The sequence below is a fragment of the Burkholderia sp. BCC1972 genome (genome assembly GCF_905339605.1).
Classification (GTDB): domain Bacteria; phylum Pseudomonadota; class Gammaproteobacteria; order Burkholderiales; family Burkholderiaceae; genus Burkholderia.
The window spans coordinates 213,257-227,895 of the sequence record NZ_CAJPGH010000008.1 but is presented as its reverse complement, the minus strand read 5'-3'; the positions used below and the strand labels follow the sequence as shown (position 1 = coordinate 227,895).

The window sequence follows — 14,639 nt, the reverse complement described above, 5'->3', positions numbered from 1 at the left end:
GTCTCCGGTGCAGGGATGTCCCGGCGCACGGCCGGGCAGGAATGGAGCGCAGGTTAACGCCGCGATCATGCGGAATGGAAATAATCAATCCCGAATTGAATATCAGATTTGCATGGTTTGGGCCCGAATGCGTTACGCATACGCTGTGGGCTCGTGAATGATCGGGCGCGCGTTGGCGCCGTGTTTGCACTCCCCAGGGAATCCGTCTCGATGTCCGCCAGCCTTGCCGCTTCCTCGCCGTCACCGCAGCCTGCGCTGCGCCTCCTGCCTGCCGGCCACGCCGACGATGCGAACGACGCGCGCGTCGCCGCGCTGCTCGACCGTCTCGCGCCCGAACTCGCCGCCGACGCGGCCCGCAACGATGTCGACGGCCGCTTTCCGCACGAGAACTTCGCACGGCTGCAGCGCGCGGGGCTGATCGCGCAGGTCGTGCCGCGCGAACATGGCGGCGCCGGTGCGACGCTTGCGCAGGCGAGCCGGATCGTGGCCGCCGTCGCGCGGGCCGATCCGGCGACCGCGCTGGTGCTGACGATGACGTACCTGCAGCATCGCGCGCTCGGCCGCGCCGACAACCGCTGGCCGGCCGAGGTGCGGCGCGCGGTGTTCGACAGCGCGGTCGCGCACGGCGCGCTGATCAATGCGCTGCGCGTCGAGCCGGCGCTCGGCTCGCCGTCGCGCGGCGGCCTGCCGGCGACCGTTGCGCGGCGCGACGGCGACGGTTGGCGACTGTCCGGCCACAAGCTGTACAGCACCGGCATTCCGGCGCTGCGCTGGCTGGCCGTATGGGCGCGCACCGATGAACCGGAGCCGCGCGTCGGCGTGTTCCTCGTGCCGCGCGAGCGCGACGCCGACGGCGACCGCATCCGCGTGATCGAAAGCTGGAACCACCTCGGTTTGCGCGCATCGGGCAGCCACGAAGTCGTGTTCGACGATCTGTGGTTGCCGGCCGACCATGCGGTCGACGTGCGCGCGCCGGACGCGTGGGCCGTATCGGCCGCGACCCATGCGGATGCCGACGCGCAGGCCGACCAGCAGGCGTGGATGGTCGCGCTGCTCGGCAGCCTGTACGACGCGGTCGCGCGGTCGTCGCGCGACTGGCTGGTCGGATTCGCGACGACGCGTGCGCCGAGCGGGCTCGGCGCGCCGCTCGCGACGCTGCCGCGCGTGCAGGAAGCCGTCGGCGAAATCGAGGGCTGGCTGCACGCGAACCGCGTGCTGCTCGACGATCACATCGCGCGCACCGACGCGGGCAACGCGCCGCCGGTGACGACGAGCGGCCTCGTCAAGCGCACGGTGACCGAGCAGGCGATCCGCACGGTCGAGCAGGCGCTGAAGCTGTCGGGCAATCACGGGCTCAGCCGGGCCAATCCGCTCGAACGCCACTACCGCGACGTGCTGTGCAGCCGCGTGCATACGCCGCAGGACGACGCGATCGCGGTGGCGGCGGGGCGGGCGGTGCTCGACGCGGCAGGCGCGAACGAAACGAAGGCCGAGGCGGGAGAAGCGCCACGCAACGAGGTCGAACGCGGTCGACCCGATGCGTGAGCCTGGCAGGATGAGTGTGCAGGAAAACCGGGCGGCGCGCTGCAGCGGCCGCCCCGTCCGGTCAAGCGGCCTTGCCGTGCGGCTGCTCGGCCGCCGCGAACGCCGTGCGCGCATGCGCGGCGACGGCCGCGAGCGGCGCGTCGAAGCGGGCCGCATCGTGCCGGCGCAGCAGCCACAGATCGATCTGCGGCTTGAAATCGGCGAGCGGCACGATCTCGAGCGCCTCGCGCAGCGGGCTGCCTTCGACGAGTGGCAACGGCATCAGCCCGATGCCGAAGCCGTTCGCGACGCTCTGCAGTTGCAGGTCGCGGCCGTAGGTGTCGAGCGTGACGGGCATCGGCAGGCCCTGCGCGTCGAGCGCGCGCCGCAGGCCCGCGCGAAAGCCGCAGCCGTCCGGATTGAGCACCCAGCCGCGCGCGTGGCAGTCGGCGAGCCGGTAGCTGCGGCGCGGCCAGTCGCCCTTGCGGCCGACGGCGACGAGCCGCGTGGCCAGCAGCCGCTCGCCCTCGACCTGTGCCGGCAGCACCATTTCGCGTGCGAGGAACACCAGTGCCGCATCGAGTTCGCGGCGCGCGACACGCTCGACGAGCCTGCCGCCCCATGCGGTCGTGACCTGAGTCGCGAGCGCGGGCCACTGCGCGGCGAGCCCGGCGATCAGCGCGGGCAGCATCAGTTCGCCGAGCCCCTGCGTGAGCCCGATCCGGAATTCGCCGGCGGGCGGCTGCCCGCCGGCCGTCAGCTCGCGCAACGCATCGACCTCGCGCAGGATCGCGCGACACTGCTCGAAGACCTGCCGGCCGATGTCGGTCGGGCGCGGCGGCTTCGTGTTGCGGTCGAGCAGGATCACGCCGAGCGCTTCCTCGAGATTCTGGACGCGCCGCGTGATCGCGGGCTGCGTCATCCCGAGCTCGGCCGCGGCCTGGCTCAGGGTCTGGCAGCGTACGACTGCTGCAAAAGCGTCGATATCGCTAATTTTCATGTTTGTTCTGCATGGTCTTTCGGGTGCATCATGACGATCCATCATATTCGGCATCATATTCGAGGAGACGGCCGATGAGTACGCTTTCGTTGCAACAGACGCCGCTGCGTCCGTTCGTCGACGGCCTGGGCGCGCTGCTCGCGTCCGGCGCGAACGAGGCGCGCATTCTCGACGAGGGCGGCGCGCTGCTTGCCGCGCTCGTCGAACACGACGACTGGTTGCCCGACGCGTTCGCGCAGCCCGATCCCGAGCGCTATCGGCAATACCTGCTGCATCTCGACCCGGACGAGCGCTTCTCGGTCGTCAGCTTCGTGTGGGGGCCCGGCCAGACCACGCCGATCCACAACCACACGGTGTGGGGGCTGATCGGGATGCTGCGCGGCGGCGAGTTCTCGCAGCCTTACCGGTTCGACGCCGCGGGCAAGCCGGTTGCCGCGGGCGACGCCGTGCGGCTGGCGCCGGGCGAGGTCGAGGCCGTGTCGCCGCGCATCGGCGACGTCCATCGCGTGACCAACGCGTTCGACGACCAGGTGTCGATCAGCATCCACGTGTACGGCGCGAACATCGGCAAGGTCGAGCGCGCGGTGTTCCTGGACGACGGCACCGTGAAGCCTTTCGTGTCAGGCTATTCGAACGCCTGATGCGGGGCCTGCCGGCGCGGCCCGTTGCGGGTGCGCGGCGGCAGGCCCGAGATCGACCCGTTCCGCTTTCTTCACCGACTTCAACGTATTCAACGCAGAGACATCGTGACGCAATCCGCCGATTCCATTTCCCGCTTTCCCGTCGCGTCGTACCAGGACGTGCGCGCACGCCTGCTTGCCCGCGACGAGCTCGCGCTGATCGACGTACGCGAGGAAGATCCGTACGCGCAGGGCCATCCGCTGTGGGCCGCCAACTTTCCGCTGTCGAAGCTCGAACTCGACGCATGGACGCGCATTCCGCGCCGCGACACGCCGATCGTCGTGTACGGCGAAGCCGGCGGCGAGGATCTCGCGCCGCGCGCGGCCGCGAAGCTCGCGCAACTCGGCTACAGCGACGTGCGCTTGCTCGACGGCGGCCTCGCGGGCTGGCTGGCGGCGGGCGGCGAGCTGTTCATCGACGTGAACGTGCCGAGCAAGTCGTTCGGCGAATGGGTCGAGGCCGAGCGCCATACGCCGTCGCTGTCCGCGCAGGAGGTGCAGGCGCTGATCGATGCGAAAGCCGACGTCGTGATCGTCGATGCGCGCCGGTTCGACGAATACCAGACGATGAACATCCCGACGTCGACGAGCGTGCCGGGCGCGGAACTCGTGCTGCGCGTGCGTGCGCTCGCGCCGGATCCGAAGACGCAGGTGGTCGTCAACTGCGCGGGCCGCACCCGCAGCATCATCGGCACGCAGTCGCTCGTCAACGCGGGGCTGCCGAATCCGGTCGCGGCACTGCGCAACGGCACGATCGGCTGGACGCTCGCGGGCCAGACGCTCGAGCGCGGCGCCGCGCGACGCTTTCCGGATGAAATCGACGCGGCGCAGCGCGCGCAGGCGCGCCAGGCCGCACGCGCAGTGGCCGAGCGCGCCGGCGTGCCGCGCATCGCGCTGGCCGAGGTCGCCGCGCTCGACGCGCCGGGCCGCACGCTGTACCGCTTCGACGTGCGCACGCCGGAGGAATACGAAGCCGGCCACCTACCGGGCTTCCTGAGCACGCCGGGCGGCCAGCTCGTGCAGGAGACCGACCATCACGCGGCCGTGCGCGGCGCGCGGATCGTGCTCGCCGACGACGACGGCGTGCGCGCGGACATGACCGCATCGTGGCTCGCACAGATGGGCTGGGACGTGCGCGTCGTGGAACCGGCCGGCGCGGCGGCGTTCACCGAGCGCGGCCAGCCGCCGCGCGACGTGCCGGCGACGCCGCCCGCGGCCGACGTGTCGCCCGCGACGCTCGCGGGCTGGCTGAAGGAGGCTGCACCCGGCGAACTGGCGATCGTCGACGTGACGGCCAGCGCGAACTACGTGAAGCGCCATATTCCGGGTGCGTGGTTCGCCGTGCGTGCGCAGTTGCGCGACGCGCTTGCGGCGATCCCGCCCGCGAAGCGCTATGTGTTCACGTGCGGATCGAGCCTGCTGGCGCGCTTCGCGGCGGACGATGCGCGTGCGTTGCTGCCGGCCTCGGCCGAGATCCGGGTGCTGACCGGCGGCACGGCCGCGTGGATCGACGCCGGGCTGCCGCTCGAAAGCGGCGAGACGCATCTCGCCTCGCCGCGCGTCGACCGCTACCGGCGCCCGTACGAAGGCACCGACAACGCCGCGGCCGCGATGCAGGCGTATCTCGACTGGGAATACGGGCTGGTCGACCAGTTGAAGCGGGACGGCACGCACCACTTCAACGTGATCTGACCGATGCGTTGCAACCGGGCGCGGCGCGCGTGTGGTGCGCCGCGCCCGGTCGACGCGCGTATCAGCGCTTGAAAGTATCGACGGCCGTGCGGCCGACGGCCGGATCGTCGGTGAAGAAGCCGTCGATGCCCGCGCGCAGGTACGCCTGGATTTCACGCACCGAGCCGGCCGTGTTGCGCGTGGCCGGCGTGCCGCCGTCCTTCAGCGACGCGGGCAGGAAGTTGTTCTCCGGGCGGAACGTGTACGGATGCACGACGAGGCCGGCCTCGTGCGCGTAGCGCACGTACGGCGTCGGCTGCTGCAGCGTGCCGTCTGCGGCAACCGCGATGATCGACGTCTTGTACGGGCCGACGCCGTTCGCGTAGGTCGCGATCTCGCGCATGCCGTCGCGCGTCGACAGGTCGCCGTAGGTGCGCTTGTCGTTCGCCTTCACGAAGTCGTACGGGCGCTGGCCGGCTTCGTCCATCAGTTGCACGAGCTTCCAGTTCGGCTGGCTCGACTTGATCCGGTTGCGGATCGCCTTCAGGTTCGCGACCTCGAACGACTGGATGTAGACGGTCGCCGTGCGCGACGTGTACGTATCCTTCAGCAGCGCATCGACGAGACGGTCCTCGAGCGGCAGGTTGATCGACTGGAAGTAGGTCGGGTGCTTGGTTTCCGGATACAGGTGGATCGTGCGGCCGGTCTGTGCGGACATCTGCTTCGCGAGCGCGACGATCTCGTCGAACGTCGGGATCTCGAACTGGTCGTTGTACGCGGTGTTCGCCGGGCGGACCTGCGGAATACGCTCGCGCGCACGCAGCGTCTTCAGCTCGGCCAGCGTGAAATCCTCGGTGAACCAGCCGGTCAGCTGCGCGCCGTCGATCGTCTTGGTCGCCTTGCGGCTGGCGAACTGCGGCAGCACGGACACGTTCGTCGTGCCCGAGATCTCGTTCTCGTGGCGTGCGACGAGCACGCCGTCGCGCGTCGACACGAGATCGGGCTCAATCACGTCCGCGCCGTCCTCGATCGCCTTGCGGTACGACGCCAGCGTGTGTTCGGGGCGCAGCGCGCTCGCGCCGCGATGGCCGACCACCTGGACTTTCGCGGAAATCGGCTGGGTGGGATCTGACGTCACGTCGTCGTCGCCGCCGCACGCGGCGAGCAGGAACGCGGCGGCACAGGCGAACGGGACGTAGCGCAGGGAGGTCGGGCGCTTGAAGAGCATGTCGATGAACCTTCGAAACGGGAGTCGGAAAAGGGCGGACGCTCCGTCGGCGCGGCTGTCGCGCCGAGCCGCACGGAATCGAACGGTGCGCGATCGTCGCATCGAATAATTACATATGTATTACTTCGACCTTTCCGTTCCTGTTTTTGGGGTGCAATCCGCGCGGCAGGACCGATGACGACGGCCCGGCGTGTGCCGCAATCCGGCCGCCTCGGGCAGGCCGAGCGCCGGATGCACTAAACTTGCGGGAATTTTGCATCGCCGTGCCGGGGCCGACGCCCGTCCCGCGCGACGATGCGGCGACTCGCGGGCCGGCGCGGGCGCCCGGCGCCCGTGTGCGTCCGGGGCCCGCGCCGGCCGATTTTTCCCGACCCATGACGACTCGAACCGATTCCGCCTTCCTGCTCGGCGACCTGCTGAAGAACGTTTCCCGCTCCTTCTACCTGACGCTGCGCGTGCTGCCCGACGGCATGCGCGACCCGGTCGGCCTCGCGTACCTGCTTGCGCGCGCGGCCGACACGATTGCCGACACCGCGCTCGTCGCGCCCGGTCGCCGCGCGGCGTTGCTGACCGACCTGCGCAACGAGGTCGAGCGGCTCGGCGACGGCGTGGCGCTGTCGCGTTCGCTCGAGGACGTGACGCGGATGCAGACCGATTCGCACGAGCACGTGCTGCTCGGCTCGATGGAACCGATGCTCGCGCTGCTGCGCGCCCAGCCGGACGCCGACCGCGCGTCGATCCGCAAGGTCGTCGCGACGCTCACGTCGGGGATGGAATTCGACTTGCGCACGTTCCCCGACGAGCAGTCGGGGCAGGTCGCGTCGCTGCCGACGCGCGACGAACTCGACCGCTACACGTACCTCGTCGCCGGCTGCGTCGGCGAGTTCTGGACCGACATGACGGGCGCGCACACGCGCGCCGCGCGCGGCTGGGACCTGCCGGACATGCGCGAGAAGGGCATCCGCTTCGGCAAGGCGCTGCAGATGACCAACATCCTGCGCGATTGCGCGAAGGACCTGCGCATCGGGCGCTGTTATCTGCCGGACGACGTACTGGGCGCGCATGGGCTGGGCGTGGCCGACCTGATGCAGCCCGGTGCGTCGGCGCGGACGCGCGTCGTGCTGGTCGACCTGTTGCGCGTGACGCTCGACCAGTATCGCGACGCGTGCCTGTATACGCTCGCGATCCCGCGCCGCTTCGTGCGGCTGCGGCTCGCATGCCTGTGGCCGATCATGATCGGCCTCGAAACGCTCGAGCTGCTGGCCGGCCACGATGCGTGGCTCGATCCGGCGAAGCCGGCCAAGGTGCCGAGAAAGCGCATCTACCGGATCATGGCGTCGTCGCTCGCGCTGGTGGGCTCGAACGCGGCGATCCGTGCGCGCATGGCCGCGCTCGCCGATGCGGTGACCGCGCGCCTCGCCGGCCCGGCATCGCGCTGAATAGCGCCGGCGCGCCGCGCCGGCATTCCTGTCGGCCCGCGTTCGCCGGGCCGCTCCCTGTCCGATTTCCCCCACACCAACTGAAACGTTTTCATGATTTCGTTTCACGAAACATGGGTGTCATGAATGTCAGCGATCCTGCGCGGCGGCGTGAATCGCAGTGTCAGCTGCGATCGCGCATTTGTAAGATGAATTTTTGCCGAAGGCGTCTGACGACATTGGGCGGCCGCGTTGCACCCGTAAAAATGTAAAGCTAGGGTTTTCACCGGGAAATGCCGGAAAGGCCCGCCGCGTAAGCGTTTTCAGGTGTTATGTAACCGCTTGGTGAACCCGCGCGTTGCGTCGATCATACGATGACCGACTGCACATGTTGGGAAACAATTGGTAATCCGTCAGAATCGCGTCGGCATGTACTCGCACATGTGTCGGTCATAAAACCACACCAGAAAAGAAACATTCTTTGAGGACGGAGAATCAATGAAAAAGCGCGTCGCTTTCGCCATGACGGCAGTCGGTCTCGCAGCCGCTACCGCCGCCCACGCTCAGAGCAGCGTGACCCTGTACGGTATCGTCGACAACGGTATCGCGTGGCAGAACAATTCGTCGGCAGTCGGCGCAACCACGGGTGGTCACTCGAAGGTGCAGATGTCCACCGGCGTGTGGGCTGGCAGCCGCTTCGGCCTGAAGGGCAGCGAAGATCTGGGTGGCGGCACGAAGGCGATTTTCCAGTTGGAAGCCGGCGTCAACACGGCTAACGGCTCGTCGCAGTGGACCAACGGCATCTTCACGCGTCAGGCATGGGTCGGTATGACCAACGCCACGTACGGTACGCTGACGGCCGGCCGCCAGTACACCGCGTACTACACGCTGCTGTCGCCGTACAGCCCGACGACCTGGCTGACCGGCTATTACGGCGCACACCCGGGCGATATCGATTCGCTGGACACCAGCTACCGCGCGAACAACTCGCTCGTCTACATGTCGCCGAAGTTCTACGGCTTCACGGTCGGCGGTTCGTACTCGTTCGGCGGCGTCGCAGGCGCGACGAACCGCGGCTCGACGTGGAGCGCGGCGATCCAGTACCTGAACGGCCCGGCAGGCATCGCAGTCGGCTACCAGAAGATCAACAACTCGACGCTGGGCGGCGGCGTGTGGGGCGCGAACTCGACCGCGCAGAACGGTCTGGACGCGAGCGGCAACGGTGCGGAACAGGCCGTGTCGTCGATCAACAACGGCTACAAGTCGGCACAGTCGCAACAGCGCGTCGCCGTGACGGCCGGTTACCAGTTCACGCCGTCGTGGGATATTTCGGCGTCGTACTCGAACGTCCAGTACATCCCGGGCGTGGGCTCGTCGTTCCGCAACACGGCAATCTTCAACACGGCTGGCGCCGTGCTGCACTGGAAGGCATCGGCTCAGTGGGACTTCGCTGCAGGCTACTCGTACACGCGTGCGACCGAGTCGAACGGCATCTCGAGCTCGGCCAAGTACCACCAGGTCACGCTGTCGCAGTACTACAGCCTGTCGAAGCGCACGGGCCTGTACGCAGTTGAGGCGTACCAGCACGCGAGCGGCAACACGCTCAACGGCGCGTCGGTCATCGCTGCAACGACGTCGATCGGTGACGGCGTGGGCGCAGGTTCGAAGCAGAACCAGATCGGCGTCGGCGTCGGCCTGATCCACCGCTTCTGATGTCGCGCGGCGCGTGAGCGCCGCTTACGGCATGCGGTATGAAAACCGGCCTTCGGGCCGGTTTTTTCATGGGCGCGCGCTTCGTGCGTCTTTCGCGTTCCGGCGCCGGTCGAGCCCGTACCGGCGCGCGCCGAAGCGGCCGTCCGGTCACCGGGTCGTATCGTCCGCCCAGCTCCCCGCCAGTGCCTGGAACAGCGCCGCCGTATCGGCGAGCCGGTCGGCCTGCGCGCGGGTACGGTCGAGCGCCGTCTGCAACGCCTGCCGTTGCGCGTCGAGCAGGTCGAACGTGCTGATGCCGCCCGCCGCGTAGCGGTCGCCGGCGATCGCGTTGCGTGCTGCCGCTTCCTGCGCGGCGGTCTCTCTGGCTTGCAATGCGGCCGCATCGTGCTCGACCGCGCGCAGCGCGTCGGCCACCTGCTGCAGCGCCTGCAGCACGGTTTCCCGATAGCTCGCGAACGCGGCGTCGTACGCCGCTTCGGCCGCGCGTTTCTTCGCGCGCAGCTCGCCGCCGTGAAAGAGCGGCTGCGTGAGACCGAGACCGACATTCCACACATTGAGCCCGCTGACGATATTCGCGATGCGCGTGCGCTCCGAGCCGATCCCCGCAGAAATCGAAAATCGCGGATACAGGTTCTCGGTGGCCACGCCGACGTTCGCGCTCGCCTGGTGCAGCACGGCTTCCGCCGCGCGGATGTCGGGCCGTTCGCGCGCGAGCGTCGACGGCAGCGCGACGGGCAGCGTGCGCGGTAGTGCGAGCGCATCGAGCGAATGGTCCGGCAGCGCGGCATCGGACGGCGGCACACCCAGCAGGATCGCCAGCCGGTGGCCGGCCTGCGCGAGGCGGGCCAGCAGCGGCGGCAACGACGCCTGCGTTTGCGCGAGCAGCGCGCGTTGCGCGTGCACGTCGGCCTGCGCGACGCCGCCCGCCGCGTAGCGCGCGTCGACGATGCGCAACTGCCGTGCTTGCGCGTCGACGAGCTGCCGAGTGAGCGCGACCTGTTGCGCGAGCGACGCGCGCAGGATCGCGGTGGCGACGACGTTGCCCGCGAGCGTCAGCCGCGCGGCGTCGAGCGTGTACGCCCGATAGTCGACCTGCGCACGCAGCGCTTCGAGCGCGCGCCGGTTGCCGCCGAATACGTCGAGCACGTACGACACGCTCACCGATGCGTCGTACAGCGTGAACGGCCCGGGGCTCGGCACGTTGGCCGGCAGCCCGAACGCGGCGGTATCGACTTGCTCGCGCGTGGCGGACAGGTTTGCGTCGACGCGCGGCAGCATCGTCGCGCCGGCCTCGGCCGCATGGTTCTGCCGCGCTTCGTCGAGCCGCGCGCGGGCTTCGGCGAGCGTCGGGCTGTTCTGCCACGCGGTGTCGACGAGTCGGTTCAACGGTTCCGAGTCGAACTGCGTCCACCAGCGTTGCGGCGTGTGCGTGGCCGCCGAGAAAGTCTGCATGCCGCCGGCCGGGCCGGTCGCGGCGGCCGTGGTCGCAGGCGGCTCGCCACGCGTGTATTGCTGCGTGGCCGGCGCATCAGGCGTGCGGAAATCCGGCCCGACCACGCAACCTGCGGCGAGCAGCGCGGCAGCGGCCAATGTGAAGCCGCGGGCAGCGAGGGACGCGCGATGCATGGCCGGATTCATCGCGTGCCGCCTAATCGAGCGTGCGCCGGTAGAAGCGCAACGCGACGCCCATCACGACGACGGTGAACAGCGCGACCGGCCACACGGACGGCCACAGGTCGGCCCAGCCGTTGCCTTTCAGCAGGATGCCGCGCACGAGGCGGTTGAAGTAGGTGAGCGGCAGCAGGTTGCCGATGTACTGCGCCCATTTCGGCATCCCGGCGAACGGGAACATGAAGCCCGACAGCAGGATGTTCGGCAGGAAGTAGAACACCGCGAGCTGCATCGCCTGCAACTGGTTCTGCGCGAGCGACGACAGCGTGATGCCGACCGTCAGGTTCGCGGCGATGAACAGCAGCGCGGACAGGTAGATCGCGAACACGCCGCCGACGAACGGCACGGCGAACACGAAGCGGGCGGCCGCGAGGATGATCGACACCTGGATCAGCCCGATGAACACGTACGGCACGATCTTGCCCGTCATCACCTCGAGCGGCCGCACGGGCGTCGCGAGCAGGTTCTCCATCGTGCCGCGCTCGCGTTCGCGCGTGATCGCGAGGCCCGTCATCATCACCATCGTCATCGTCAGGATCACGCCCATCAGGCCCGGCACGACGTTGTACTGCGTGATGCCTTCGGGGTTGTACAGCCGGTGCAGCACGACGTCGAACGCGGCCGGGCGGCCGTTCAGGTGCGCGAGCGGGCCCGTCAGGTCCTTGTCCGCGACGGGCTGCACGAGGCCCGGCAGCGCGCCGATCGCCGACGCCGTGGCCACGGGATCGGTCGCGTCCGCCTCGACGAGCAGCGCCGGACGCTCGCCGCGCAGCAGCCGCCGCGAGAAATCGGCCGGCACGCTCAGCACGAACTGCACGTCGCCGCGTGCGAGCGCATGGCGGCCGGCCGCTTCGTCGGGCAGCGTCTCGACGATGTCGAAGTATGCGGAGTGGCGCATCGCGGCGATGAAGCTGCGCGTGAACGGGCTCGCGTCGGCGACGATCACGGCGGTCGGCAGGTGCTTCGGATCGGTGTTGATCGCGAAGCCGAACAGCGCGAGCTGGATGATCGGCACGCCGACGATCATCGCGAACGTCACGCGATCGCGCCGCAGCTGCAGGAACTCCTTCAGCACGATGCTCCACCAGCGCGCGACCGAGAACGATTCGCGCAGGCCCGCCCACGCGTTCATGGCGACACCCCGCCGGGCGGCCGGGACGCGCGGCTCATCATGTAGATGAACACGTCCTCGAGCGCGGTGTCGATCGGCATCACCTGCAGCGACGTGTCGCGGGCAACCTGCCGAAGCGTCGCGTCGAGCTGCGCGCGGTCGCGGCCGCTCACGTGCAGCGCCGAGCCGAAGACGACGGTCTGCTCGACGCCCGGCATCGTGCGCAGCCGCGCGGACAGTTCGGTCAGGCGCTCGCCGGTGATCGCGCGCGTCGCCAGGCGCTGGGACGCGACGATCTCCGCCGACGTGCCCTGCGCGAGCAGTTCGCCGTACGCGATGTACGCGAGCTTGTGGCAGCGCTCGGCTTCGTCCATGTAGTGCGTGCTGACGAGCACCGAGATTCCCTGCGCGGCGAGCCGGTGCAGTTCCTCCCAGAAGTCGCGCCGTGCGGCCGGGTCGACGCCGGCCGTCGGCTCGTCGAGCAGCAGCAGCTCGGGCTCGTGCAGCATGCACGCGGCCAGCGCGAGGCGCTGCTTCCAGCCGCCCGACAGCGCGCCCGTGAGCTGGTCCGCGCGGCTCGCGAGGCCGAGCCCGTCGAGCGCGCGTGCGACGGCCGCCTGGCGGTCGCGCATCCCGTACACGCGCGCGACGAAGTCGAGGTTCTCGCGGATCGACAGGTCTTCCCAGTACGAGAAGCGCTGCGTCATGTAGCCGACGCGCCGCTTGATCTGTGCGCTGTCGCGCACGATGTCGTAGCCGAGGCAGGTGCCGCTGCCGGAATCGGGCGTGAGCAGCCCGCACATCATCCGGATCGACGTCGTCTTGCCGCTGCCGTTCGGCCCGAGAAAGCCGAAGATCTCGCCGCGCGCGACGCGCAGCGATACGTCCTTCACGACGTGCTTGTCGCCGAACCGCTTGTTCAGCCGGTCGACGTCGATCGCGTACGGGGCGGGCGGCACGTTCATCGCACGCTCACGGCGACGGGCTGGCCCGGATGCAGCTTCGACGCATCGGCCACGGCCGGGCGCGCCTCGATCATGAACACGAGCTTGGTCCGGCTCTCGTTGCTGTAGATCACGGGCGGCGTGTATTCGGCCTCGCTCGACACGTAGGTGATGCGTGCAGGCACGTCGGCCGCGCAGCCGTCGCAATGGATCGCGACCGCGCGCCCCGGCGCGAGCGACGCAATGGCGGCCTCCGGCACGAAGAAGCGCACCTTCAGGTTCTGCGGCGGCAGCATCTGCACGACCGGGTTGCCGGCCTGCACCCATTCGCCGACGCGGTACAGCGTGTCGTACACGCGCCCGGCCGCCGGCGCGGCGACGCGTTTCTGGTCGAGCTTCCATTGCGCTTCGGCTACCGCGGCCTGCGCGGCGTCGACCTGCGCGGCCTGGGCGGCGATTTGTTGTGCGCGGCCCGGCAGGCGCGCGACGTCGACCTGCTTCTGCAGTTCGCGCATCTGCGCGGCGGTGGTCTGCGCGGACGTGCGCGAATCGTCGAGCTGCTGCTTCGACAGGCCGCCGGCCGCGTACTGGCGTTCATCGCGCGCGCGTTGCGCGGCGGCCCGTGCGGCCTGCGCGCTGGCCTGCGCGAGCTGCGCCTGCGTGACCGCGATTTCCGGCGGGCGCTTGCCGGTCTGCAGGTCGGCAAGCTGCGCGCGGGCGGCGGCGAGCTGATGCTGCGCCTGCAGGAGCGCGGCCGTTTCGCTGACGGCTTCGAGCGAGAATACCGGCATGCCGGCGGCGATGGCTTGACCGCGTTCGACCGGCAATTGCGCCAGCGTGCCCGATTGCGACGACGACAGGTACACGAACTCGCCTTCGACGTAGCCCTGGTAGGTCGTGCCGTTGCCTGTCGACCGTCCGCACCCGGCGAGCAGCATGGCGGCGGCGGTCAGCGCGAACGGCAGCGCGCGGGCCGCGTTCACGATGGCCTCCGTGGCGACGGAGCCCGCGCATGCGGCGCGGCGGTGGGCGGCTGCAGGCCCGAGCCGAGCAGCGCACGGACGTGCCGGTGCAATGCGTCGCGGTCGATCGGCGGCAGGCCGCGCGCGCTTTGCCACAGTTTCGCGGTGGCGAGCGGCAGCATCACGAGCGCGATGATCGAGTGGAACAGGAACGCCGGTTCGAGCGCGGGATTCAGCGTGCCGGCCTGCTGTGCGGCGCGGATGCGTTCGGCGAAGCGGCCGATGTGTTCGAGCGGAATGCGCCGGACCATGCGCTCGCGCAGCAGCCCGCCTTCGTGGACGATCTCGCGCAGCCAGATCGACGGCAGCCACGGCATGCGGTGCGTGACGTCGAAGAAGCGGTCGACGAGTTCGGCGACGAGCGCGAACGGATCATTCTCGATCCGCGGCTCGGTCGGCCGCCACACGAACGCGATCACCTGCACGAGTCGCTCCTCGACGATCGCGTCGAGCAGCTGTTCGCGGTTCGTGAAGTAGTAGTGGACCATCGCCGACGTGACGCCGGCGGCGGCGGCGATCTGCGCGACCGTCGTCGCGGCGATGCCGCGCTCGGCGAACAACCGGATCGCGACGTCGAGCATGTGGTCGCGCAGGTCGAAGTCGTCCACCGACGGGCGGCGCCCGCGCGGCCTGGCGACGGTGGATTTCGCGTTCATG

The 14,639-nt window shown here is 69.5% G+C and carries 12 protein-coding genes; 5 read left to right on the top strand and 7 right to left on the bottom strand.

All coding sequences use genetic code 11. From position 1 onward, the window contains the following. Positions 1-210 precede the first annotated feature (210 nt). Positions 211-1,545, top strand: a complete 1,335-nt coding sequence (locus U5798_RS14820) for an acyl-CoA dehydrogenase family protein (RefSeq protein ID WP_322082470.1) — start codon at positions 211-213, stop codon at positions 1,543-1,545. 61 nt (positions 1,546-1,606) lie between these two features. Here U5798_RS14820 and U5798_RS14815 read toward each other — a convergent pair whose 3' ends face one another. Then, positions 1,607-2,581: a LysR family transcriptional regulator gene (locus U5798_RS14815; RefSeq protein ID WP_322082469.1), complete on the bottom strand. Its 975-nt coding sequence runs from the start codon at positions 2,579-2,581 to the stop codon at positions 1,607-1,609. Between the two features lie 17 nt (positions 2,582-2,598). Between U5798_RS14815 and U5798_RS14810 the strand changes: the two genes are divergently transcribed. Together U5798_RS14810 and U5798_RS14805 are read left to right on the top strand one after the other, a co-directional pair. After that, a complete protein-coding gene (locus tag U5798_RS14810) occupies positions 2,599-3,165 on the top strand; it encodes a cysteine dioxygenase (RefSeq protein ID WP_124447851.1) in 567 nt (188 codons plus the stop codon). 105 nt (positions 3,166-3,270) lie between these two features. Then, a complete protein-coding gene (locus U5798_RS14805) occupies positions 3,271-4,896 on the top strand; it encodes a rhodanese-related sulfurtransferase (protein ID WP_124447849.1) in 1,626 nt (541 codons plus the stop codon). 61 nt (positions 4,897-4,957) lie between these two features. Here U5798_RS14805 and U5798_RS14800 read toward each other — a convergent pair whose 3' ends face one another. Then, positions 4,958-6,103, bottom strand: coding sequence for a glycerophosphodiester phosphodiesterase (locus tag U5798_RS14800; protein WP_124447847.1), 1,146 nt, complete (start codon positions 6,101-6,103; stop codon positions 4,958-4,960). A 374-nt stretch (positions 6,104-6,477) separates the two neighbouring features. Here U5798_RS14800 and U5798_RS14795 point away from each other — a divergent pair, with 374 nt between their 5' ends. Both U5798_RS14795 and U5798_RS14790 read left to right on the top strand, forming a co-directional pair. After that, complete coding sequence (locus U5798_RS14795; RefSeq protein WP_124447845.1) at positions 6,478-7,542, top strand: phytoene/squalene synthase family protein; 1,065 nt, start codon at positions 6,478-6,480, stop codon at positions 7,540-7,542. A gap of 477 nt (positions 7,543-8,019) precedes the next feature. Next, positions 8,020-9,234: a porin gene (locus U5798_RS14790; RefSeq protein WP_124447843.1), complete on the top strand. Its 1,215-nt coding sequence runs from the start codon at positions 8,020-8,022 to the stop codon at positions 9,232-9,234. Between the two features lie 147 nt (positions 9,235-9,381). Here U5798_RS14790 and U5798_RS14785 read toward each other — a convergent pair whose 3' ends face one another. From U5798_RS14785 to U5798_RS14765, 5 genes are read right to left on the bottom strand one after another with little or no spacing between them, the layout of a single operon-like run. Beyond that, the gene (locus U5798_RS14785) at positions 9,382-10,860 is read right to left on the bottom strand and encodes an efflux transporter outer membrane subunit (RefSeq protein WP_415859497.1); all 1,479 of its coding nucleotides are present in this window, start codon (positions 10,858-10,860) and stop codon (positions 9,382-9,384) included. Between the two features lie 22 nt (positions 10,861-10,882). Then, positions 10,883-12,037, bottom strand: coding sequence for an ABC transporter permease (locus U5798_RS14780; protein WP_124447839.1), 1,155 nt, complete (start codon positions 12,035-12,037; stop codon positions 10,883-10,885). Further along, entirely contained in the window at positions 12,034-12,981 is a 948-nt protein-coding gene (locus U5798_RS14775; protein ID WP_322082467.1) for an ABC transporter ATP-binding protein, read from the bottom strand. The genes U5798_RS14780 and U5798_RS14775 overlap by 4 nt, the downstream gene beginning before the upstream one ends. After that, complete coding sequence (locus U5798_RS14770; protein WP_322082466.1) at positions 12,978-13,943, bottom strand: HlyD family secretion protein; 966 nt, start codon at positions 13,941-13,943, stop codon at positions 12,978-12,980. Before U5798_RS14770 ends, U5798_RS14775 begins: the two co-directional genes overlap by 4 nt. After that, a complete protein-coding gene (locus tag U5798_RS14765; RefSeq protein ID WP_124448142.1) occupies positions 13,940-14,638 on the bottom strand; it encodes a TetR/AcrR family transcriptional regulator in 699 nt (232 codons plus the stop codon). The genes U5798_RS14770 and U5798_RS14765 overlap by 4 nt, the downstream gene beginning before the upstream one ends. Position 14,639 lies beyond the last annotated feature (1 nt).